The sequence below is a fragment of the Pseudoalteromonas sp. T1lg122 genome, assembly GCF_002964825.1.
Lineage (GTDB): Bacteria > Pseudomonadota > Gammaproteobacteria > Enterobacterales > Alteromonadaceae > Pseudoalteromonas > Pseudoalteromonas gelatinilytica.
In genome coordinates this window covers 363,716-385,183 of sequence record NZ_PQCG01000031.1, presented here as the reverse complement: position 1 = coordinate 385,183, position 21,468 = coordinate 363,716, and the positions used below count along the sequence as shown (strand labels likewise).

Below are 21,468 nucleotides of genomic sequence, written 5' to 3'. Positions count from 1 at the left end.
TACGAGTGCCCACACAGATGATTGCTTTATATTGTTAAAGAACGTTGCGACGTTGTCGCTAGGGATGCGTATAATACATCCTTAAATTTTTGAGTCAACACTTAATTTTAAACTTTTTTTTAGACCGTTTTAAACCGAAGTTTTACTTAACTCTCTGTCACTTTGTTCAGCGCTTTTCATTGCTGCCCGCCGTGTCAGTGGATGCGCATTATAGGGATGCGAAGAATTAACGCAAGCACTTTTTGTAGAAAACTACTAAAAACTTACCTTTCGCGCAAAAAACAAGCTAAAGGCAGTAAAAAACACAGTTTACTGTACAAAATACAGTCAACTTTTCTCGAGAGGATCTTAAGTATTATCGAAATTAGGTAATACGCAAGTTTTTAAATAAAAAAAGCGCCACTATTTTTAATGGCGCTTTTATCAATCAATAATGGATTAGTACAAGATACTATATAACTTACGGCGATACTTAGATGCCAAGGCATCGCCATCAGGTAAAGAAGCGATAATTTCTAGATAGCTTGGTTTTGCATCTGCATAGTTAAGATCTTTTTTAAGTACATTAAATAACATCTCTAAAGCTTCTTCTTTACGACCCGCACTATTAAGCGCATTACTTAATTCTACTTTTATCTCTAAATCATTTGGGTATCTTTCAGCTTTCGTTTGTAGTGCTTTTATTTCAGGTGAATCTGTTGCTGCTAATGCTTGTTCACACTTTGCTTGAATATTTGTGAAATACGCATCTCGTTCATTTTCTGCAACTGAAGCTAACAATGCTTGCGCATCTTCTAATTTATGTATTTGAATACAGATATCAGCTAATACTAATTTTACACGCGTATGGCTTGGATCTAACTCGTAAGCTTGCTTTGCATAATTAAAAGCATTATTTAAATCTTGATTAATTAACGCTTGTTTAGCTTGCTCTAATAATAACTCGTGCTGTGCTGGTAAATGTTTTGCAAGCGCATCACGAATTTGCTGTTCTGTTTGAGCACCCGGTAACATATCGACAGGTGCTGAATCTTTTAACATCACAAGCGTTGGTAATGCTTGCAAACCGATTTGCTGAGCAAGCTGCCCAGCAAGTGCCTGCTCAACATCACAATCTAATGTTGCTACTAATAAATACTCACCATATTCATGTGCGATTTTTTCTAAAATAGCAGCTTGCTGATGACACTCAGGATTTTGCGCAGAGTAAAAAGTAAGTAACACTAATTTTTCAGCGGATGTTTCACCCAAAGCTTGCTGCAAATTTTGCGGGGTAAGATTTATCATATTATTCATTTGATTGATTGCACTATATAAGTATTTAGGTTTTTATATAGTGGCAAACATAACAATTACAAGTCCCACAGGTCGAGGTCATTATGAAATTATCTGCTATTTCTGCAGCTTTATTACTTCTTAGTCCATTCGCACAAGCAACAACACTAGATTTAAACCTTCAACAAACTATGCCTGAGATTGAAAAGCTCTATTTAGACTTGCATCAATCTCCTGAACTGTCGTACCACGAAAAACAAACAGGCCAAAAGATAGCAAAGCAATTAAAACAACTAGGCTTTACTGTTACAGATAATGTAGGGGGTTACGGCGTTGTTGGGATTTATGAAAATGGTGATGGCCCTACAATTATGATCCGCACTGATACTGACGGATTACCAATTGTTGAACAAACCGGTAAGCCTTACGCTTCTAAAGTAACAGTCACTAATGATACGGGTGCAACCGTTGGCGTAATGCATGGTTGTGGTCATGATATTCACATGAGTTCATTTATTGGCACAGCACAACAGTTAATGACCCACAAAGATCAGTGGCAAGGTACACTAATGATGGTCGCACAACCCGCAGAGGAAGTAGGCGGTGGTGCAAAAGCAATGCTTAAAGAAGGGCTTTTTACTAAGTACCCTACCCCAGACCATGTTATTGGGTTACATGTAAGTGCGAGTGTTCCAGCTGGTAAAGTCAGTATGAAAACTGAATATACGATGGCAAGTGTTGACTCTGTTGATATTACTGTAAAGGGTAAAGGCGGTCACGGTGCCTATCCTCATACAACAATAGACCCTGTTGTGATTGCTTCACGCATTGTACTAGCACTACAAACAATTACGAGCCGCGAATTGTCACCATTAGAACCGTCAGTTATTACTGTTGGCTCAATTCACGGTGGCTCTAAACACAATGTCATTTCGGATGAAGTAAAACTACAACTGACACTGCGCAGTTATAACCCTGAAGTTCGTTTACAACAAATCGCGGCGATTAAACGAATTTCTAAAGGCATAGCATTAAGTGCTGGCCTTGATGAAAGCTTAGCACCTGAAGTCTATGTACATGAAGACGAATCAATTCCTTCAACTTATAATAATCCAGCTCAAACCAACCTAGTGCGTTCAGCAATTGCTAACGCTATTGGTGAAGAGAATGTACTTGAAACTGAAGCTGTCATGGCAGGTGAAGACTTTGGTCTTTATGGTCGTACAGAGCAGCACGTACCAATTACTTTGTTTTGGTTAGGTGGTGTTGAACCGAGTCAATATGATGCAGCAATGCAATCTGGCGCAACATTACCTTCATTACACTCAAGTAAGTTTGCGCCTGATTACAAGAAGGCGCTTCCTACTGGCATTACAGCGATGAGTAACGCCGCGGTTGCCCTATTCAACAAAAAGTAGTTTAGGCTGACTTGGCTCTAGGCTTAGCTTTTCTTTTAAAACGTCGCTTTTGCGGCGTTTTTGGTAATTGGGCGAATACTTGACTGTCGCACTGCTTTGCTTGCTCAACTAAAGCATGCAGCTCTGCTAGTAATGGCGTTAAAAACTGCTGATAACTCATATGTTGCTCAGCTATATTCCCTAACGACGCTTCCCACTTAGCTGTTAAGTCAGGGCTAGCAAGCTGCTCTGGTAATGTACTTATGAGAGCTTTACCTGTTGCGGTAGCTAGAATGTTTTTACCCTGACGCTCTAAAAAGCGGCGTTTGAATAAAAGTTCAAGAATACCTGCCCGTGTAGCCTCAGTGCCTAAGCCATCAGTTTCTTTGAGGGTCTTTTTAATTTCAGGGTCTTTCACATAGCGGCTGATACCTGTCATAGCACTTAATAAGGTAGCATCAGTAAAGTGTGCTGGCGGTGTTGTCATTTTATCTACCACTTCACCTTGATTACAATGCAGCTGCTGACCTTTTTCAAGTGGCGGTAAGGTCTGCTCATCTTTTAATTCGGTTTTGCCCATTAATGCTTTGAAGCCTAAGCTAACATCTTGCTTAGCCGCTGCTTTAAAAAGCCCACCCGCAATTTCGACCGTTACTTTGGTTTCGTTAAATAGATAGTCTGGATAAAACTGAATTAAATAATGACGGCAGATCAACCGATAGATTTTTTGTTCATCACTATTTAATGAGGCTGAGCGAAGTTGTTTTTCGGTAGGAACAATGGCGTGGTGAGCTGCAACCTTACTATCATTAAAACATTTACTCCGCTTACTCATATCGGCTTGCTTGCAAGCTTCACTTGCTTGCCCTTCATTATTCGCAATAGCAGCAATAATTTTAGCTGCATCTTTATGATGCTCTTTTGGTAAATAGCGATTATCTGAACGAGGATACGTAATTAACTTATGACGTTCATATAAACTTTGACAGGTATCGAGCACCTTTTGCGCTGGCATTGAAAATGCTTTTGCCGCATCAATTTGTAAAGCGGATAAATTATAAGGTAGCGGGGCTTGTTGCTTTTTTTGCTTTTGCTCAAGCTCAGCTACTTTAGCTGGCTGATTAGTTATTCGTGATACAACATTTTCAGCAAGCCCTCTATGCAATACTCTACCCTCTTCATCTTGATAAGGTTCGCAAGCTTTACTTGGTTGCCATTTAGCAGCAAATGTTTGCTGCTGCTCTGTTTCAAGGTGTGCTAAAACTTCGTAAAAAGGTTTTGCTACAAAATTAGCGATTTCATTATCACGATTAACGACTAAACCTAAGATAGGCGTTTGTACACGCCCAACAGATAACACATTACCAAATCCAGCTTTTTGCCCAGCAAGCGTATAAGCGCGAGTTAAATTCATGCCAAATAACCAATCGGCACGTGAGCGAGCTAAGGCTGATACGCTCAAGGGAATAAAATCGCGATTCGACTTTAAGTTATTCAGTGCTTTTTTCACCGCACTTAAGTTTAAGTCGCTGATTAATAGTCGTTGAATTTGCTGTTTCTTAGCTTGGCTTAATTTGACCTGTTCAATTACCTCATCAACCAATAACTGGCCTTCGCGATCAGGGTCGCCAGCATGAACAATTATGTTTGCCTGCTTAATTAGCTTTTTTAATACAGTAAGTTGTTTGCGTGTTTTTGCTTTAGGTTTTAATTGCCATTGTTCTGGCACGATAGGTAAGTGCTCAAATCGCCACTTTTTAAAACTTGCATCGTAATCATCTGGCTCTGCTTGTTCAAGCAAATGACCAATACACCAAGAAACACAATCACCATTAGCAAGCTCTATATAACCATCCTGTTTTTTTTGTGGTTTAGGCAATGCATCTGCAATGGCTCGCGCCAAGGACGGTTTTTCGGCAATGTAAAGTTTCATAACGCAACACTAAATACTGTTTTTATAAACAGTAGTCTAGCACAAGAATTTTAACTAAGGAATGACTTACGTCTGCGGGCTACGTCGAGTAAAAAGGTAAATGAGGGGTAGATAGCAGACGACCACAGTCCCAATATTGATTAGCGGTAGCAGGGTCTTATACATGTAAGTGCTGTATGACAAATCCCACAGATGGCGGTCAACTAAACGAAACAATTGCAAAATGGGCGCCATTATAACAACAAGTTGCCCCAAAGCACTTTGCCATAAGTAAACTTTATCTTTAATACCTAAGTAAGCAATGACAGCCATCCAAGCAATATCATTAAAAGCCCAAACGACATAGCGCCAGATATAAATGTCATCAAATGCTTTTAAAGCAGAATAAATAAGAGTCCCGTATAGGAAGAAAGCGGCTGTGATAACAGCAAAGTAAAATGCAGGCCAGTCTTTACGAAGATAAAAAATAATAATAGCTGGGCTCAAAATGAACACCCAGCTATTGCTCAAAATAACTCTAATTTGTTCAAACCAATCAGGCACAATAAAGCGTCTTAATCAGTTTTATCATCATCACCGCCATCACCATTGCCTGGCATGTAGCTATATTTATCAACTTTTTTCATTTTTATACTCCATTACATGTGTTAATGAAGTTTCACTTTAATTGATTTACGGCCTTACATCAATAGGGTCAGATTCGTGTGCTTTGCCTTGCATGATAGAGATTTCAACACGGCGATTTCGTTTACGATCTTCATCGGTCACATTCGGTACAAGGGGCCTTGTTTCAGCATGCCCTACCACGACCATTCGTGACTTATCAAAGCCTGGTGCTTTTTCCATTTCACTGGCGACTGCCACTGCGCGTTTTGATGATAAATCCCAGTTATTCGTATAAAGCTCATTCGATACTTGGAAATCATCAGTATGCCCTGACACGGTAATTTCGCCCGGCACATCTTTTAACAGCGTGGCGATATCTCGAATAATCGGTTTAAATTTTGGCTGTAAAAACGCACTGCCAGACGGGAATGAACCATTTTCTCGAATGCGAATAATAATTTGTTGGCCTAATGACTCAAGCTCAATTGCCCCATCCATTATTTGCTGTTCTAGCTGCTGGGCAATTTTCTTCACAAGTTCATTTGTTTGTTCTTGATCAGCCGCAGAAATTGACTGTTCCAAGGCTTGTTGCTGAGCCGTACTTTGTGACTCACCACCACGCTTGTTACCGCGTTGCTCTTGACGACCACCGGCAGAGCTTTCGTCGCCGGCCTGAAACTCAAGCATTTGCTGCGTCATTTCTACGGTTTGTTGTTGAATCGTTTCAATTGGAGTGGGTTCAGGCTTACCAGGCGTGAACTCCATGGCAATGACTGAGGTTCCTTTAGGAATATCTTTTACTTCTATTTTATTTTGTACACCGAAAGCAAACTTCATAGAGCCGGCAATTTGCTTGAACTTCAGTACATCCATTTCAGAGAAGGCAAGTAAGAGTACAAAGAAACACATTAATAGTGACATTAAATCTGCGAAAGTTCCCATCCAAGCAGGTAAGCCTGGTGGTGGGCATTTGCACTCTTGATCAGACATCCCCTACTCCTCGGTATCAACTTTACGTTTTGATTCAGCCAAGTAGTTTTTCAAGATACCTTCAATCACTTTCGGGTTTTGGCCATCTTGAATACCCAGTACTGCATCAAGAATTAAGCGTTGGTTAAGCGCTTCCTCATCTTTACGCAGCTCTAGTTTTACCTGAATAGGAATAGCAACAACGTTTGCCAAAAAAGCACCATAGAGTGTAGTTAAAAGAGCTACAGCCATTGCAGGACCGATTGCTTTAGGGTCATCCATGTTTGACAACATAGCAACCAGACCGATCAGTGTACCGATCATCCCCATCGCTGGAGCGATATCGGCGAGGGACTTAAATAAGCCTGCACCAATTTCATGGCGAGTAGCAGTAAGGGAAATATCTTTTTGCAGTGTAGCTCGTACCACATCAGCATCATGACCATCCACTAACATATCAACCCCTTTACGCATAAAGCCGTTAGGGATTTCGGCTTCTTCTAATGCTAAGAAACCACCTTTACGTGCTGAGTCAGCTAATTCTACTGCTTTTTCGATTAATTCTTCTGGCGATTCAATTTTGAACATAAAGGCTTTCGCAGCGACCTTACCAATGCCCAAAAATTGCCCCATAGTGAAATTCGATAATACGATAAAAATCGAACCACCAAATACAATGACCACCGAAGGCGTGTTGTAAAACATTGCAACTTGGCCGTCACTACTTAACACCATCGACATAGCAATTAAGCCTATGGCACCAAGAATACCTATTATGGTTGCTAAATCCACATACCCCTCCAGAGGAACAATTACACGACACCCATAGGCATCAAATTTTTATTATTAACTGCTTATCGGCAAGCAATTGAAATACTTAAATCATTAAATGAATTAATTTTATTTTAATGTAAGATTTTTAAGCTACAAGTTTAAGCTGTATCTAAAACCGTAAAAATAGCATATTGAAAATGGATTATGCGTAAAAAAACACATCATTCTTTGACCTAGTTTAGCATTCCCCCTAAAATTGGCCTCACTTTCTAACAGCTATCGAGGCCACAATGGCAACAAAGAAACCAGAAAACTTAAGCTTTGAAGAAGCACTGGATGAATTATCTCAAATTGTTGCACAAATGGAGCAAGGTGAACTGTCGCTAGAGCAGTCACTCAAACAGTTTGAACGCGGCATTGCGTTGGCAAATGCTTCATCTGGTAAGTTACAACAAGCCGAACAAAAGGTTGCCATATTAATGGGCAACGATAGCCAAGCGCCTCTTAGCAATTTTGATTCAAACCTGGACTAATTAAGTGCAATTAAAAGAACAACTACAACGCGCTCGAGAAGACGTTGAAGCACATTTAAATCGCTATTTCGAACGACCACTTAATACCGAAAAAACCATCAAAGAAGCCACGCATTATGGTGTTTTAAATGGTGGTAAGCGCTTACGTCCTTACCTTGTTTATGCAACTGGCCGAATGATGGGCGCAGATAAAGCCGATCTTGATATTCTTGCCGCTGCTATTGAGTGTATTCATAGCTACTCATTAGTCCATGATGACCTACCTGCCATGGATGATGATGACTTAAGACGCGGCCGTCCTACCTGTCATATTGTTTACGGGGAAGCGCAAGCCATACTTGCCGGAGATGCATTACAAACACTGGCATTTGATTTAATCGCCAACCATCAATTTGCAGTTTCAGCTACGCAACAAGTAAAAATGATAGCCTCGTTAAGCAAAGCCTCAGGTATTGAGGGTATGGTAGGTGGACAAGCACTGGATATCGAAGCGACCGATAAACAAATTACTGTTGAACAGCTGGAGCGCATTCACCAGCTAAAAACAGGCGCATTACTTAATTGTGCAATTACACTTGGTGCGTTGTGTGCTAAAAATTGCGATGAACATACCCTCGCGCAATTAAACCTATTTGGCCAAGCAATAGGACTGGCTTTTCAGGTACAAGACGATATCCTTGATGTAGAAGCTGATACTGAAACATTGGGTAAACCACAAGGTTCAGATATTGCAGCTAATAAAGCAACTTACCCTGCTTTATTAGGTATGGCTGGCGCAAAGCAAAAAGCACAAGATTTACTGGCTCAAGCTCATCAAGCTCTTGAGGCAATTGATTACGACACCAGCGAACTGGCGAGCCTTGCTAGCTATATCGTTGAACGTAATTATTAATGCCTACAAAAGAAAGACAAAATAACTAAAAAATCAGAGCAGCAATGGGCTATAATGCACTCTGGTTAGCGAAGGATGTATAAAAAATCATGACACTTGATAGTAGCAAGTATCCATTATTAAGTTTGGTTGACGAACCAGCACAACTGCGTGATTTAGCGCAAGACAAGTTACCTGCGTTTAGTAAAGAGTTACGCGAATACCTACTTAACTCGGTTTCGCAAAGTAGTGGTCATTTAGCATCAGGTTTAGGCACTGTTGAACTAACAGTTGCGCTGCATTATGTTTATAACACTCCTGAAGATCGTTTAGTATGGGATGTGGGTCATCAAGCATACCCGCACAAAATCTTAACGGGTCGCCGTGACCAAATGCATACTATCCGTCAAAAAGACGGTTTGCACCCTTTCCCATTCCGTGAAGAAAGCCCTTACGACACTTTCAGTGTTGGCCATTCGAGCACCTCAATTTCAGCAGCCTTAGGCATGGCCATTGCCGCTGAAAAAGAAGGTAAAGATCGTAAAACTGTAGCGGTTATTGGCGATGGTGCGATTACGGCGGGTATGGCATTTGAAGCAATGAATCACATGGGTGATGTAAACCCTAACGTGTTAATTATCTTAAACGATAATGAAATGTCGATTTCAGAAAACGTAGGTGCACTAAATAATCACTTTGCTCGTATTTTATCTGGTAGTTTCTACACCAATATTCGTGAAGGCAGTAAAAAGCTGCTTTCAGGTTTACCGCCAGTGAAAGAACTTGCTAGCCGCATGGAAGAACACTTAAAAGGTATGGTCATTCCAGGCACGTTCTTTGAAGAATTAGGCCTAAACTACATCGGCCCAATTGATGGTCATGATGTAAATATGTTGGTTGATACCTTACGTAATATGCGTAACCTTAAAGGCCCGCAGTTACTGCATATTAAAACGCAAAAAGGTAAAGGTTATAAGCCTGCTGAAGCGGATCCAATTGGTTACCATGGCGTACCAAAATTTGATCCGAGCATGTCAAAATTACCAAAATCAAAACCAGGCGCTGCCACATTCTCAAATGTGTTTGGTGACTGGTTATGTGATATGGCAGCACAAGACGACAAGCTAATGGCAATTACCCCAGCGATGCGTGAAGGCTCAGGCATGGTACGTTTTTCAAAAGAGTATCCAGCTCAATACTTTGATGTGGCGATTGCAGAGCAACATGCTGTAACGCTTGCTGCTGGCTTTGCATGTGAAGGTTTGAAGCCTGTTGTTGCTATTTATTCAAGCTTTTTACAACGTGCGTACGATCAACTTATCCACGATGTAGCATTACAAAACTTACCTGTTTTATTTGCTATTGACCGTGCTGGTATTGTTGGTGCAGATGGTGAAACTCACCAAGGTGCTTATGACTTAAGCTTTATGCGCTGTATTCCTAATATGGTTATCATGGCACCAAGCGACACGAACGAGTGCCGTCAAATGCTTTATACTGGTTACCAATGCAATCAACCTGTCGCTGTTCGTTACCCGCGTGGTAGTGCAGGCACGTGTGAGGTTGAATCAACCATGAGTGCGATTGAAATTGGTAAAGCGCGTAGTATCAAACAAGGTAGCAAAGTGGCCATCTTGTCGTTCGGTACGCTTTTAGAGAACGCCAAAGTAGCTGCAGAAGCGCTTAACGCAACAGTCATTGATATGCGCTTTATCAAACCGCTTGATACTGATGCTATTAGTGAGTTACTTAATAACCATGATGTGATTGTTACCTTAGAAGACAACGCCATTGCTGGCGGTGCAGGTTCTGCTGTGAATGAATACTTAGCTGCAATTAAAGCAAATGTGACTATCTTGAACTTAGGTATTCCAGATGAATTCATTAAGCATGGTACGCAAGATGAAATGCATGCCGAAATGGGCCTAGATGCAAATGGTATCTTAACTCGCATCAAAGAGTTCATGGCTTAAGCCAAACACCATTCACAAAAAAGGAGCCTTAAGGCTCCTTTTTTAATACCAATAGAAACGCTAGCGCATCCAAATTTTAATATCGGCTAAGCCATTAGCTTGTAGTGCACTAAGTTGCTGATCAACATTGTTGCTTTGCTCGAACTCAAACGCATCTAATTGCTCATCAAAGGTAATATTTGCAACGCCATCGCCACCGCGCTTTTTAACTTGGTGCAGTGCGATATCGGCAAGGTTAACTGAGGTTTCCCAACCAATAACTTGGCCACCCAATAAAGGTAATGGGTAGAAAGACCAGCCAATCGACGCAGTAATGGTGGTCGATTCTCCATTCGGTAATCTAAATGGGTTTGCTGCAATTGCTTCACATAAATCGGCCACATAATTGTCTATCGCTGTGCGTTTGAAGTCACGTAGTAAGAGTAAAAACTCATCGCCACTCCAGCGTGCAACATAGTCAGAACCTTGAGTACGACTATTCAATAAAGTCGCCATTTGTTGTAAACAGCTATCGCCAGCAAGGGGGCCATACGCATCATTAATGCGACTGAAGTTATCAAAGTTAATTATCAATAGAACGAGCGACTTACCCTGCGCTTGCAATGACTGCGAGTTACGCTGGAAGTGTTCGATATCTTTAGGGAGCTGATCAAATAAGAAGCGGCGACTACGTAACCCTGTAAGCTCATCTGAGTGACTAACTAACTTAAGCTGTGAATTCACTTGGTTAAGCTTATCGTTGGCTTCTCGAAGCTCTACGGTTCGTTCTGTTACTAAGCTTTCAAGCGCTAATTGCTTACGTTTCTCTTGCGCTCTAAATACCCAAAATACAAGGTAGAACAGTAAAATAAAGCTACTGGTGATCAAGAGTCTAAAATAAATAGTCTCATCAAAACGACGCGGCACTACAAAGCTGTACTCAGTACGACGTGCTTTTTGCCAATCTTCACCACGGCGCTTTGCTTCAAGTTGGAATAAAAACGACCCTGGCGGTAAGTTGGTATAAATTGCCTCACGACGAGTATTGGCATAACGCCAATCACTGTCTAAGCCACTTAAGCGATAGCGGAACTCGATACTTGAAGGGGCATAATAATCAATCGCGGTGTATTTTAACGTTACATCGCGTTCATCAATTTGCAGCTGTGGTTTATCACCTAAGGTTGCGGTACTTAAATGACGAAGCGGCGTGATCAAGCTTTCAATACGTGGCTTAAGTGCTTGAACACCAAAAAGCTCAACGCTCTTAGGTATTTCTACCACACCTTGTAAGCTTGGGTACCAAATAGAGTTACCCGTGTCTGCTACAGCATCGTGGCCAAGGCCGGCACAACATTGACTGGCTTTACCATCTAGTTGGCGGTCAAACGATGAAATCACTTGTTCTACTTTTAAGCTCTCGATATCTGTACCAAACTGCTCTACCGGCATGCGGTATACGCCTTTCATGGTGCTGACCCAGATACGTTTTAATTGCTTATCGTAAACCAGACTAAAAATAGAGCCATAAGGTAGACCATCGGTCGCATCTAACTGACGCCATTGGCCTTTGGTACTGCGATAAAATAAACCATCGTTAAGTGAGCCAATTAATATACCCACCCCTTCAATATTCAAAATACTGGTGACGTAGGCACTTTCTAAGCTAGTTTGGTCGCCAATTTTTTCAATACCGCGGTCGGTAAAGTAATACGCCCCTTTACTGGTGCCAATTAAGCCAAAGTTTTGCTCATCCAGAACATAGGTAATAAATTTACTACTTAAGAAGGCATTGTATGCAAAAGGTGTTAAACCACCATAACTTAAGCGGTACATTCCGCGGCCTGTACCTAGCCAAAAACCGCCTTTGCTAGAACGGCTAATTGCGAATACTGGGTTATCGCGCAGTGCTCGCCCCGGCACCGTATACAAGTTTTGGTTTTCGTAATAAAACACACCGCGGCCTGTTGCGATGTACAAACGATCACCATCAAATTGTAAGTCGTGTACCGCAGCTCGACCAAATTGATTACTCGGAATTTGATTTACAAAATTCTTGTTGTAATCGAAGTAGCCGACACCGCTGCGGTTAGCTACCCATAATTTGCCATCAGGTGCTTGGCTAATCGCCATCACCGCTTCGGTCATATTTGAGATAGCTGAGTGACGCTCAATACGCCCCTCGTGAGCAAGCCATAAGCCTTCACTGAAGCTTGCCAGCCAAATGTTATTTTGATTGTCACGGAAAATATCGGCAAACCAAATGCTTTGATCGAGCTGGCTTGGCTCAACCCATTGCCAATCCCCTGAGTTATCACGAAATAACAGTCGGCCGTAAGTCGAAATCCAGAGCGCCCCATCAGAGTCACTCATAAATTTATAAACGGCAGAGTTACTCGCATTGGGCAGTGGGAATGGACGCAGCTCGTCATCTAAATCAAGAAAGTAGGCACCCAGCTCTGAGGCAAGGTATAAGTTACCTTCAAGCCACGCCATATCATGAATAATGGTTTGTGCTAAACGCTCAGGTAATGAAACCTTGGCAGTAAGCTCTAATCGTAATTTAGCAAAGTCAGATGAAGTATTGGTTAAACGCAATAAATGGCGCTCATTGACCAGCCAAATGCCTTCTGGCGATAATGCCATTTGACTCACCGAACCAACAATTTGCGTAATAGCGGTGGCATTGGAGACCGGTACAATTAACGCGGAGTTTTGATTGAGTGTGACTTGATTTCGAGCAACATAATAAAGGCCATTGGCTGCAATCCAAATGCTGCCTTTGGAATCTTCGAGAATATCGCGAACCGGGCCTTTTACATTAAAGGTCTGCGACATCATGGTCTTAGGGTCCAGTGTTACCAAGCCATTTTTGGTACCAACCCAAAGTAACCCTGTGCTATCGACTAATAGTTTATTAATACCATTACTTGGCAGGAAGTCGCTGTTTTGCGTATTGAAGTTAGTGAACGTGTTACCATCAAAGCGGCTTAGACCAAACTGGGTACCCAGCCACATATAGCCTTGCTCATCTTGGGCAATACTTTTTAAGGATTGTGATGGCAAGCCATTTTGGATGTTCCACTGTTTGACCACATACTCTGTGATAGATGCAAACGCAGGCATGCTGCAAAACACCAACAAACAGACAACTAGAAATCGCATCATATACTTGCCACCAAGTAACACTTAACTCATCGTTTAAAAAGGTAAATAACCAGCTTTAAACAAGGCTTGAACACAAATTAATGAAAAAACACCTGCTAAAATATCATCAGCCATGATGCCCAAGCCACCGTGTAAACGTCTATCTAAAATTCGGATAGGACCTGGTTTAGCGATATCAAAAAAGCGGAACAATAAAAAACCCACCAACAGTGACTGCCAACTCAATGCAGCACCAATCATGGTGATATAATAACCAGCAACTTCATCCCAAACAATGGCTGGATGATCATGTACCCCTAAGTCATCTGCTGTTTTACCACATGCCCAAATACCAAACACGCTGATCACGATTGCAAACACAATCTGTAACCACAGCGGAAAGTACATCGTGGTGAAAATAAATGGCAAAGCAGCAAAAGTACCAAATGTGCCTGGCGCTTTAGGGGCAAGGCCTAAGCCAAAACCCAAACCAAAAAATTGGTGTGGGCGTTTTAAATTGAATAAACGGTTACTGCTCAAACCGGCTCCTTCGCGAAGTGCTGAAAGCCCTTTCCTTGATAGTTAAACTTTTCACCATCAAGTAATAGCTCAATCTCACCTTCGCCACTTTTAATTTGCCCAACACAACTTGCTTCAACACCATATTGGCGTAATTTCATATCAACCATGCTTTTATTGCTTTCAGGCACAGTAAACAGCAACTCGTAATCGTCACCGTAATTTAAGATATAATCAAACTGCTCGGCACGTGGAATCGACGAATTTAATGCATCAGAAACAGGCACTTTATCGACATTGATCACCGCACTAACTTGCGATAGCGCTAAAATATGGCCTAAATCTGCCAACAAGCCATCAGAAATATCGATAGCCGCAGAGGCCGCGCCTCGCAAAACCTGACCTGCTGCTACACGAGGCGTCGGATAATCAAAGCGATTATTTAAATAGCTTAAATGTTCAGGGGCAATATCAAGGCCTTGTTTACGGGCTTCAATAGCTACACCAGCATCACCTAATGGGCCTGTTACATAAATCCAATCGCCAACTTTAGCACCGCTACGGCGTAGTGCTTTGCCTTCAGGCACAATGCCTTTAGCGCAGATTGTAATTGTTAAAGGGCCTTGGGTGGTATCACCACCAATGATTTGCACATTGAAGTACTCTGCAATTTCATGCATACCTTCTGTGAACTGCTCAATCCATTCCATATTCACTTCAGGCAGGGTCAATCCTACTGAAATCCAGGTAGGTTCAGCACCCATTGCAGCCAAATCACTTAAGTTAACAGCTAACGCCCTATGCCCAAGGGCGCGAGGAGAAATGTCATCAAAAAAGTGTACACCTGCAACTAATGTGTCTGTTGTCACAGCTAATTGACAGTTTTCTGGCACAGTTACTAAGGCACAATCGTCACCAATACCTAGGTTCACATCACGACGGATGATACCGCGACCTTTAAAGTAACGGTTAATTAATTCAAATTCCTTCATTCACAAAAAAGCCGGCCCAAGCCGGCTCTCCTTTACGGGGCTACTTACTTACGCAGCTCTTTAACTGCTTTATCAAGTACACCGTTGACAAACTTATGGCTGTCTTCAGCACCAAACATCTTCGCAAGCTCAATGCCTTCATTGATTGCCACTTTGTAAGGTACGTCTTCACGGAATTTCAGCTCATAGGCAGACAGACGTAAAATTGCTTTTTCGACCATGTCTAACTCATCTGCTGGGCGTGCTAAATGTGGCGCAACGATTTCATCTAATTGCTTACAGTTAACAACAACACCGCGTGCTAGGTCTTTGAAATATTCGACGTCGATCTTAGTCACATCATTTTCAATTAACATTTGCTGTTCAATATCAGCAATTGGGTTACCGCTTAACTGCCAAGAGTATACGGCTTGAAGTGCTAAGATACGTGCTTTACGTCTTGCTGCTGGTTTCACAGAGATTCCTTAAACTTAAATTTTGTCTAACACATTAACCATTTCAAGCGCGCCTAAAGCAGCTTCGCCGCCTTTATTACCCATTTTGGTACCTGCGCGCTCAATTGCTTGCTCAATGCTTTCAGTGGTTAATACGCCAAATGCAACCGGGATATCATACTCAAGAGATACTTGTGCAAGACCTTTGTTTGATTCGCCAGCGACTAAATCAAAGTGTGGTGTACCACCTCTGATCACTACGCCTAAAGCGATGATTGCATCGTGTTCTTTCTTTGCTGCAACGCGTTTCGCTGCTAAAGGTAATTCAACGGCACCTGGTACGTAAACAACAGTAATGTCGTCATCAGATACGCCACCTGTGCGCTTAAGCTCATCAACAGCACCTGCTAATAGGCTGCTACCAATAAAGTCATTAAAGCGAGAAATGACAATGGCAAATTTTTTGCCCGGTGCGTATTTGTTACCTTCAATAATTTTCATTTAATAACCCTAAAAAATAAGTTTAAGCGGTTGCGATTGCGCAAAAATTACGGCGCATAATACCACAAAAATATAAAAGTAGCCTAGAAAATCTGTTTTCCCTAATTAAGAGCGCGGCTCAACGTAGTCAACCACTTCTAAGTGGAAACCAGATAACGCATGGTACTTCTTAGGACGGCTCATTAAGCGCATCTTTTCAATACCTAAATCAGCCAAAATCTGCGAGCCCACGCCCACTGTACGCGATGTACCTTGGAACTTTCGATGACTGACATTTTCGCCCGCATCTTCAGCAGCAAACGCTTTAACGGTTGCTTCTAAGTCTTCAGTTGATTCTTGTTTACCTAAAATAACCAGCACGCCGTTGTGCTCAGCGATATAAGCCATTGCATCTGATAAGCCCCAGCTACGATCAGCACTTCTATCTGATAATAGAATGTCGTTAAAGGTGCTTTGTAAGTGAACACGTACTAGCGTAGGTTCATCTTTCGATACTTCACCTTTTTGTAAAACATAGTGAAGCTGACCATCAATAGTGTCTTTGTAGGTCACTAAATCAAACTCACCGTGATCTGTTGGCAGTTTACATTTAGCAACGCGCTCAATGGTGGTTTCGTTTAGGTTTCGGTATTCGATTAAATCTGCAATAGTGCCAATCTTTAAGTCGTGCTCTTTAGCAAATACTTCAAGATCTGGGCGACGAGCCATGGTGCCATCTGCATTTAAGATTTCAACAATTACAGATGAAGGCTCAAGACCTGCTAAACGCGCTAAATCACAACCTGCTTCGGTATGACCAGCACGTGTTAACACGCCACCTGGCTGCGCCATGATAGGAAAAATATGCCCTGGTTGTACAATATCGCTCGGCACGGCACCTTTAGCAATTGCCGCTTGCACTGTACGAGCACGGTCAGCTGCTGAAATACCCGTTGTTACGCCTTTCGCTGCTTCAATCGACATGGTGAAGTTAGTTGAAAAAGCAGCCCCGTTATTTTTCACCATTAACGGCAAATCTAACTGCTGACAACGCTCTTGTGTCATTGTTAAACAAATTAAACCACGACCATGTGTTGCCATAAAATTGATAGCATCAGCACTAATGTGCTCTGCTGCGATAATTAAATCGCCTTCATTTTCTCGGTCTTCATCGTCCATTAAAATAACCATTTTACCGGCTTTAATGTCATCGATAATTTCTTGCGCGCTGTGTAAATTCATAATGTGCCCATGAGAGTATGATTAATAGTGACGTATCTGTACTTATTTAATAAAGCCAGCTTGTGCGAGCAAGCTCATTGATATGTCTGAACGGGAAGGTTGTTCGGCCCCTTTTATTAGGCGCTCTAAATAGCGAGCAATCTGGTCAACTTCTAAGTTCACCTGAGTCCCCACCTGAAATTCTGCAATCGTAGTTTGCTCAGCAGTATGCGGAACAATCGTCAACTTAAAGCTATTTTGCTCGACCTCGTTGACCGTTAAGCTAATGCCATCAATACACACCGAACCTTTGTACGGAATATATTTCATTAAATCGCTATCTGTACTTAGCCAGTACTCTGTTGCACGAGCATTAGGGCTGATACTTTCAACGGTCGCAATACCATCAACATGGCCTGACACTAAGTGTCCACCTAAACGAGAAATAGGTTGCATGGCTTTTTCAAGATTAACTGTTTGCCCTTTTTTGTAATGAGCAAACCCAGTTAAGCTGATGGTTTCGTTTGATAAGTCAGCACTAAAACCATCGCTATGTTTAGCGACAACCGTTAAACACACACCGTTGGTGGCAATACTGTCACCGAGCTTGACGTCTTTCATATCCAAATTAGCGCTTTGAATACGAATAGCTAGATCACCTTGCTTTTGTGTTAGTTCAACAATTTTACCTGTTGCTTCAATAATTCCAGTAAACATAGTGCTACTCTTTATTTTCAATGTGTGTGGCTTGCTTTGCTTTTACCGCTGTTAGGCGGATGTCGTCACCAATCATCACTGTATCAGTAAAGGTCAGTGCAGTGATATCACTCATCATGGTGACTTCTGCAAAGTTTAGTAAGCTTTTGCCCATATCACCTATTAACTTAGGGGCAATATAAACAATGTATTCGTCAATTAAATCTTGCTCAGCAAACACGCCAGCGAGGGTCGCACCTGCTTCGAGCCAAACGTGATTAAATTGTAGTTCAGCAAGACGCTTTAAAACCGCCGATAAATCAACTTTATTATTAACTGCTGGCACTACTTCGTGTTTAACAAAGTGAGGCCACTTAGTTTGATTATCAAGCGACGTGGTAAAAATTATCACCGGGCTCTCGATGCTGAATAACGCAAGCTCAGGCGTTAACCTATTTTGTGAGTCAATAATGATTCGGGTAGGTTGGTGTAAAGGCAACGAGGTCGGCATGCTAAATGGCAACTCATCAACACGGACATTAAGTTTGGCATTATCGCTAATAACGGTGTCTGCACCGGTCAAGATAGCACAGCTTTGCGCACGAAATGCTTGCACGTCTTGGCGCGCTTTAGGACCTGTTATCCATTTACTTTGGCCATTATTGAGTGCGGTTTTACCATCTAAACTGCACGCCATTTTACAGGTTACATATGGCAACCCTGTTTCCATTCGCTTTAAAAAGCCTTTGTTTAAATCCCGCGCTTGTTGCTCAAGTAAACCAGATGCCACCTCAATGCCAGCATCGGCTAAAATCTGTAGGCCACGACCACTCACAGCAGGGTTTGGGTCAACCATAGCAGCAATCACCTTGCTAACACCCGCAGCTTTTAAACCTTCGGCACAAGGCGGAGTTCGTCCATAATGACTACAAGGCTCTAAAGTGACATAGGCAGTAGCACCTTTCGCTTTGTCGCCAGCTACAGCCAAGGCATTCACTTCAGCATGGCCCTGCCCTGCTAATTGATGAAACCCTTCACCGACTATTTCGCCATCTTTAACCAAAACACAGCCAACATTAGGATTTGGCGTCGTAGTAAAACGGCCGTGTTTAGCAAGCTCAATGGCACGCGCCATATAAGCAATATCAAGCTCTGTAAATGACATGATTAATCACCTAAACGAGCGATTTCTTCACCAAACTCGCGAATATCTTCAAATGAACGATAAACCGAAGCAAAGCGTACGTAGGCCACTTTGTCGAGTTTCTTCAGAGATTCCATGATGCACTCACCAATCAAATGGCTAGAGATTTCACGTTCACCCGTGGCACGAAGTTGAGATTTAATGATGTTAACGACTTCGTCGACCTGCTCAGTGCTGACTGGGCGTTTCTCTAAAGCGCGATGCAAGCCATTCAGTAACTTGTCTTCATTGAATGGTTCGCGGCTACCATCTTGCTTGATGACTCTAGGCATCACAAGTTCAGCGCCTTCAAAGGTGGTAAAGCGCTCATGGCATTCGTTACATTCACGTCGACGTCTCACTTGATGACCACCGCCAACAAGTCGAGAATCAATTACTTTGGTATCTTTTGCTGTGCAAAAAGGGCAATGCATAGGGTTCAACTTCCGTTTATAAAAAACAAAAAAAGGCCGCTTTATAAGCGGCCTTTATAATAGCAAAAAACAACGCTATTGTTATCTTAATTACGGTTTAACCAGTAATTAAGCGTAAACTGGTAATTTTTTACAGATAGCTTTAACTTTCTCTTTTACTTCTGCTTGTACAGACTCATCGTTGATGTTGTCTAGTACGTCACAGATCCAGCCAGCAAGCTCTTTTGACTCAGCTTCTTTGAAACCACGGCGAGTAATAGCCGGAGAACCAATACGAAGACCAGACGTTACGAACGGTGAACGAGGGTCGTTTGGTACTGAGTTTTTGTTAACTGTGATGTTTGCGTTACCTAGTGCAGCGTCAGCATCTTTACCTGTGATATCTTTATCGATTAGGTCAAGAAGGAATAAGTGGTTGTCTGTTTTACCAGAAACAACTTTGTAGCCACGCTCTTGTAGTACTTCAACCATCGCTTGTGCGTTCTTAACTACTTGTGCTTGGTACGCTTTGAATTCTGGTTGTAATGCTTCTTTGAAAGCAACCGCTTTAGCAGCGATGATGTGGCATAAAGGACCACCTTGACCGCCAGGGAATACAGCGCTGTTTAGCTTTTTGTAGATCTCTTCATCACCACATGCAGAAACGATTAGACCGCCACGAGGACCCGCTAATGTTTTGTGAGTTGTTGTTGTAACAACGTGTGCGTGAGGGATTGGGCTTGGGTATACACCAGCCGCGATAAGACCAGCAACGTGAGCCATATCTACGAATAAGTATGCACCTACTTTATCAGCGATTTCACGGAATTTAGCCCAGTCAACAACGCCTGAATATGCAGAGAAACCAGCGATGATCATTTTTGGCTTATGCTCTAATGCAAGTGCTTCAACTTGAGCGTAATCAATTTCGCCTGTTTCTTCATTTAGACCGTATTGAATTGCATTGTACGTTTTACCAGAAAAGTTAACGTGTGAACCGTGAGTTAAGTGACCACCATGAGCTAAGCTCATACCTAGTACTGTATCATGTGGCTGAAGAAGTGCTTGGAAAACAGCTGCGTTTGCTTGTGAGCCCGCATGTGGTTGAACGTTAGCGTAGTCAGTGCCGAATAACTCGTTTGCACGGTCAATAGCTAGTTGTTCAACAACGTCAACATGCTCACAACCGCCATAGTAACGTTTGCCTGGGTAACCTTCAGCGTATTTGTTGGTAAGCTGAGAACCCTGCGCTTCAAGTACGCGTGGGCTACAGTAGTTTTCAGACGCGATCAGTTCGATGTGCTCTTCTTGACGAGCCGTCTCTTTAGTGATGGCTGCAAATAACTCTGGATCGAAATCCGAAATATTCATGCTACGTTCTAACATGGGGTCTCCTAAGGCAACGTGTATGGTGTTTTTTTGAAGGCTGTATTGTACGCTTAAAACGCACTTTTGCCTATCTTGTAAAGATGAACATATTTAAACAGGGATTGAATTTATTTCACAGTGTTTTAATAATGATATTTTTTTATTGATACATAATAAAAATTTATGAATTTAAAACATTTCATAGCTTTTTGAAATGTTATTTCAACAAAAAATAGCCCTGTTACATTGCGTTTTTATAGGGGCAAACTAAGCTTATAGGACTGGTCAATATCAAGGATGGTATAAGTTCATGTTAGCTAAACCAATATACGAATTAGTCCCCTACGGATACTTTTTTCTCGGCATCAGTTGTATCACATTAGCCAATGATTATGTGCCTACATTAATCGGTGTCATCTTATTTTTATTAGGTGCTAACATTTGGCGGATGCGTTCTGAAGCCAGAAGAACCGATCATTCAAGCCAACGAGTTAAACAAAAAAAACTTCGCTATTACTATGAATTTAAACCTTTTATTATTTTTATTTCGGCATTCACTTTGATGCAATGGACACAAAATGAACTCGTCTCTGTGATCAGCATTTTGCTGTGTATTGCGGCTGGGGTCATTCTAAGTATGCGGGTTTTAAACCGTCATAGTCATTCGTTACTTCATTAAAGGCTTCACTTAAAGACTGCATTAAA

20 protein-coding genes are annotated in these 21,468 nt (G+C 41.9%); 5 read left to right on the top strand and 15 right to left on the bottom strand.

Annotation, left to right across the window (positions count from 1 at the left end; all coding sequences use genetic code 11):
• Window positions 1–438: 438 nt before the first annotated feature.
• Window positions 439–1,296, bottom strand: coding sequence for a tetratricopeptide repeat protein (locus tag C2M33_RS12550; protein ID WP_105174564.1), 858 nt, complete (start codon window positions 1,294–1,296; stop codon window positions 439–441).
• 83 nt (window positions 1,297–1,379) lie between these two features.
• Here C2M33_RS12550 and C2M33_RS12545 point away from each other — a divergent pair, with 83 nt between their 5' ends.
• A complete protein-coding gene (locus tag C2M33_RS12545) occupies window positions 1,380–2,693 on the top strand; it encodes a M20 metallopeptidase family protein (protein ID WP_063702272.1) in 1,314 nt (437 codons plus the stop codon).
• Between the two features lies 1 nt (window position 2,694).
• Here C2M33_RS12545 and C2M33_RS12540 read toward each other — a convergent pair whose 3' ends face one another.
• From C2M33_RS12540 to pomA, 4 genes are all read right to left on the bottom strand, one after another.
• Entirely contained in the window at window positions 2,695–4,605 is a 1,911-nt protein-coding gene (locus C2M33_RS12540; RefSeq protein WP_105174563.1) for a DNA topoisomerase III, read from the bottom strand.
• Window positions 4,606–4,671: 66 nt separating this feature from the next.
• A complete protein-coding gene (locus C2M33_RS12535; protein ID WP_063702268.1) occupies window positions 4,672–5,148 on the bottom strand; it encodes a hypothetical protein in 477 nt (158 codons plus the stop codon).
• A gap of 129 nt (window positions 5,149–5,277) precedes the next feature.
• Window positions 5,278–6,201: a flagellar motor protein MotB gene (locus tag C2M33_RS12530; protein WP_063702266.1), complete on the bottom strand. Its 924-nt coding sequence runs from the start codon at window positions 6,199–6,201 to the stop codon at window positions 5,278–5,280.
• A 3-nt stretch (window positions 6,202–6,204) separates the two neighbouring features.
• Window positions 6,205–6,972, bottom strand: coding sequence for a flagellar motor protein PomA (pomA, locus tag C2M33_RS12525; protein WP_063702264.1), 768 nt, complete (start codon window positions 6,970–6,972; stop codon window positions 6,205–6,207).
• A 272-nt stretch (window positions 6,973–7,244) separates the two neighbouring features.
• Here pomA and xseB point away from each other — a divergent pair, with 272 nt between their 5' ends.
• From xseB to dxs, 3 genes are all read left to right on the top strand, one after another.
• Complete coding sequence (xseB, locus tag C2M33_RS12520; protein ID WP_054552565.1) at window positions 7,245–7,487, top strand: exodeoxyribonuclease VII small subunit; 243 nt, start codon at window positions 7,245–7,247, stop codon at window positions 7,485–7,487.
• 4 nt (window positions 7,488–7,491) lie between these two features.
• Window positions 7,492–8,379 (top strand): (2E,6E)-farnesyl diphosphate synthase, encoded by an 888-nt coding sequence (ispA, locus tag C2M33_RS12515; RefSeq protein WP_063702262.1) that lies wholly within the window; start codon window positions 7,492–7,494, stop codon window positions 8,377–8,379.
• Window positions 8,380–8,468: 89 nt separating this feature from the next.
• Entirely contained in the window at window positions 8,469–10,331 is a 1,863-nt protein-coding gene (gene dxs, locus C2M33_RS12510; RefSeq protein ID WP_063702260.1) for a 1-deoxy-D-xylulose-5-phosphate synthase, read from the top strand.
• 60 nt (window positions 10,332–10,391) lie between these two features.
• Here the strand turns inward: dxs and C2M33_RS12505 are convergent, their stop codons facing one another.
• From C2M33_RS12505 to glyA, 10 genes are all read right to left on the bottom strand, one after another.
• Window positions 10,392–13,478 (bottom strand): ligand-binding sensor domain-containing diguanylate cyclase, encoded by a 3,087-nt coding sequence (locus C2M33_RS12505; protein ID WP_105174562.1) that lies wholly within the window; start codon window positions 13,476–13,478, stop codon window positions 10,392–10,394.
• Between the two features lie 33 nt (window positions 13,479–13,511).
• Complete coding sequence (locus tag C2M33_RS12500; RefSeq protein ID WP_063702255.1) at window positions 13,512–13,997, bottom strand: phosphatidylglycerophosphatase A family protein; 486 nt, start codon at window positions 13,995–13,997, stop codon at window positions 13,512–13,514.
• On the bottom strand, window positions 13,994–14,968 hold the full coding sequence (thiL, locus tag C2M33_RS12495; protein WP_105174561.1) for a thiamine-phosphate kinase: 975 nt from the start codon (window positions 14,966–14,968) through the stop codon (window positions 13,994–13,996). Before thiL ends, C2M33_RS12500 begins: the two co-directional genes overlap by 4 nt.
• Window positions 14,969–15,012: 44 nt before the next feature.
• Window positions 15,013–15,423, bottom strand: coding sequence for a transcription antitermination factor NusB (gene nusB, locus C2M33_RS12490; RefSeq protein WP_063702251.1), 411 nt, complete (start codon window positions 15,421–15,423; stop codon window positions 15,013–15,015).
• Window positions 15,424–15,438: 15 nt separating this feature from the next.
• Entirely contained in the window at window positions 15,439–15,903 is a 465-nt protein-coding gene (ribH, locus tag C2M33_RS12485; protein ID WP_036966328.1) for a 6,7-dimethyl-8-ribityllumazine synthase, read from the bottom strand.
• A 105-nt stretch (window positions 15,904–16,008) separates the two neighbouring features.
• Window positions 16,009–17,124 carry a bifunctional 3,4-dihydroxy-2-butanone-4-phosphate synthase/GTP cyclohydrolase II gene (gene ribBA / locus C2M33_RS12480; RefSeq protein ID WP_063702249.1) on the bottom strand — a complete coding sequence of 372 codons (1,116 nt, stop codon included), beginning with the start codon at window positions 17,122–17,124 and terminating at the stop codon, window positions 16,009–16,011.
• A 42-nt stretch (window positions 17,125–17,166) separates the two neighbouring features.
• Window positions 17,167–17,820: a riboflavin synthase gene (locus tag C2M33_RS12475; protein WP_105174560.1), complete on the bottom strand. Its 654-nt coding sequence runs from the start codon at window positions 17,818–17,820 to the stop codon at window positions 17,167–17,169.
• A gap of 4 nt (window positions 17,821–17,824) precedes the next feature.
• Window positions 17,825–18,964 carry a bifunctional diaminohydroxyphosphoribosylaminopyrimidine deaminase/5-amino-6-(5-phosphoribosylamino)uracil reductase RibD gene (gene ribD / locus C2M33_RS12470; RefSeq protein WP_105174559.1) on the bottom strand — a complete coding sequence of 380 codons (1,140 nt, stop codon included), beginning with the start codon at window positions 18,962–18,964 and terminating at the stop codon, window positions 17,825–17,827.
• Between the two features lie 2 nt (window positions 18,965–18,966).
• The gene (gene nrdR / locus C2M33_RS12465) at window positions 18,967–19,416 is read right to left on the bottom strand and encodes a transcriptional regulator NrdR (protein WP_054552576.1); all 450 of its coding nucleotides are present in this window, start codon (window positions 19,414–19,416) and stop codon (window positions 18,967–18,969) included.
• A 108-nt stretch (window positions 19,417–19,524) separates the two neighbouring features.
• Window positions 19,525–20,781, bottom strand: a complete 1,257-nt coding sequence (glyA, locus tag C2M33_RS12460; RefSeq protein WP_063702242.1) for a serine hydroxymethyltransferase — start codon at window positions 20,779–20,781, stop codon at window positions 19,525–19,527.
• Window positions 20,782–21,073: 292 nt separating this feature from the next.
• On the opposite strand from glyA, the gene C2M33_RS12455 reads away from it, so the two are divergent.
• Window positions 21,074–21,442, top strand: coding sequence for a hypothetical protein (locus C2M33_RS12455; protein ID WP_063702240.1), 369 nt, complete (start codon window positions 21,074–21,076; stop codon window positions 21,440–21,442).
• Window positions 21,443–21,468 lie beyond the last annotated feature (26 nt).

Coding starts and splice junctions, on each gene's coding strand:
- C2M33_RS12550 (WP_105174564.1), bottom strand. CDS start 1,296: ATGAATAATATGATAAATCTTACCCCGCAAAATTTGCAGCAAGCTTTG.
- C2M33_RS12545 (WP_063702272.1), top strand. CDS start 1,380: ATGAAATTATCTGCTATTTCTGCAGCTTTATTACTTCTTAGTCCATTC.
- C2M33_RS12540 (WP_105174563.1), bottom strand. CDS start 4,605: ATGAAACTTTACATTGCCGAAAAACCGTCCTTGGCGCGAGCCATTGCA.
- C2M33_RS12530 (WP_063702266.1), bottom strand. CDS start 6,201: ATGTCTGATCAAGAGTGCAAATGCCCACCACCAGGCTTACCTGCTTGG.
- xseB (WP_054552565.1), top strand. CDS start 7,245: ATGGCAACAAAGAAACCAGAAAACTTAAGCTTTGAAGAAGCACTGGAT.
- dxs (WP_063702260.1), top strand. CDS start 8,469: ATGACACTTGATAGTAGCAAGTATCCATTATTAAGTTTGGTTGACGAA.
- C2M33_RS12505 (WP_105174562.1), bottom strand. CDS start 13,478: ATGATGCGATTTCTAGTTGTCTGTTTGTTGGTGTTTTGCAGCATGCCT.
- thiL (WP_105174561.1), bottom strand. CDS start 14,968: ATGAAGGAATTTGAATTAATTAACCGTTACTTTAAAGGTCGCGGTATC.
- ribH (WP_036966328.1), bottom strand. CDS start 15,903: ATGAAAATTATTGAAGGTAACAAATACGCACCGGGCAAAAAATTTGCC.
- ribBA (WP_063702249.1), bottom strand. CDS start 17,124: ATGAATTTACACAGCGCGCAAGAAATTATCGATGACATTAAAGCCGGT.
- C2M33_RS12475 (WP_105174560.1), bottom strand. CDS start 17,820: ATGTTTACTGGAATTATTGAAGCAACAGGTAAAATTGTTGAACTAACA.
- ribD (WP_105174559.1), bottom strand. CDS start 18,964: ATGTCATTTACAGAGCTTGATATTGCTTATATGGCGCGTGCCATTGAG.
- nrdR (WP_054552576.1), bottom strand. CDS start 19,416: ATGCATTGCCCTTTTTGCACAGCAAAAGATACCAAAGTAATTGATTCT.
- glyA (WP_063702242.1), bottom strand. CDS start 20,781: ATGTTAGAACGTAGCATGAATATTTCGGATTTCGATCCAGAGTTATTT.
- C2M33_RS12455 (WP_063702240.1), top strand. CDS start 21,074: ATGTTAGCTAAACCAATATACGAATTAGTCCCCTACGGATACTTTTTT.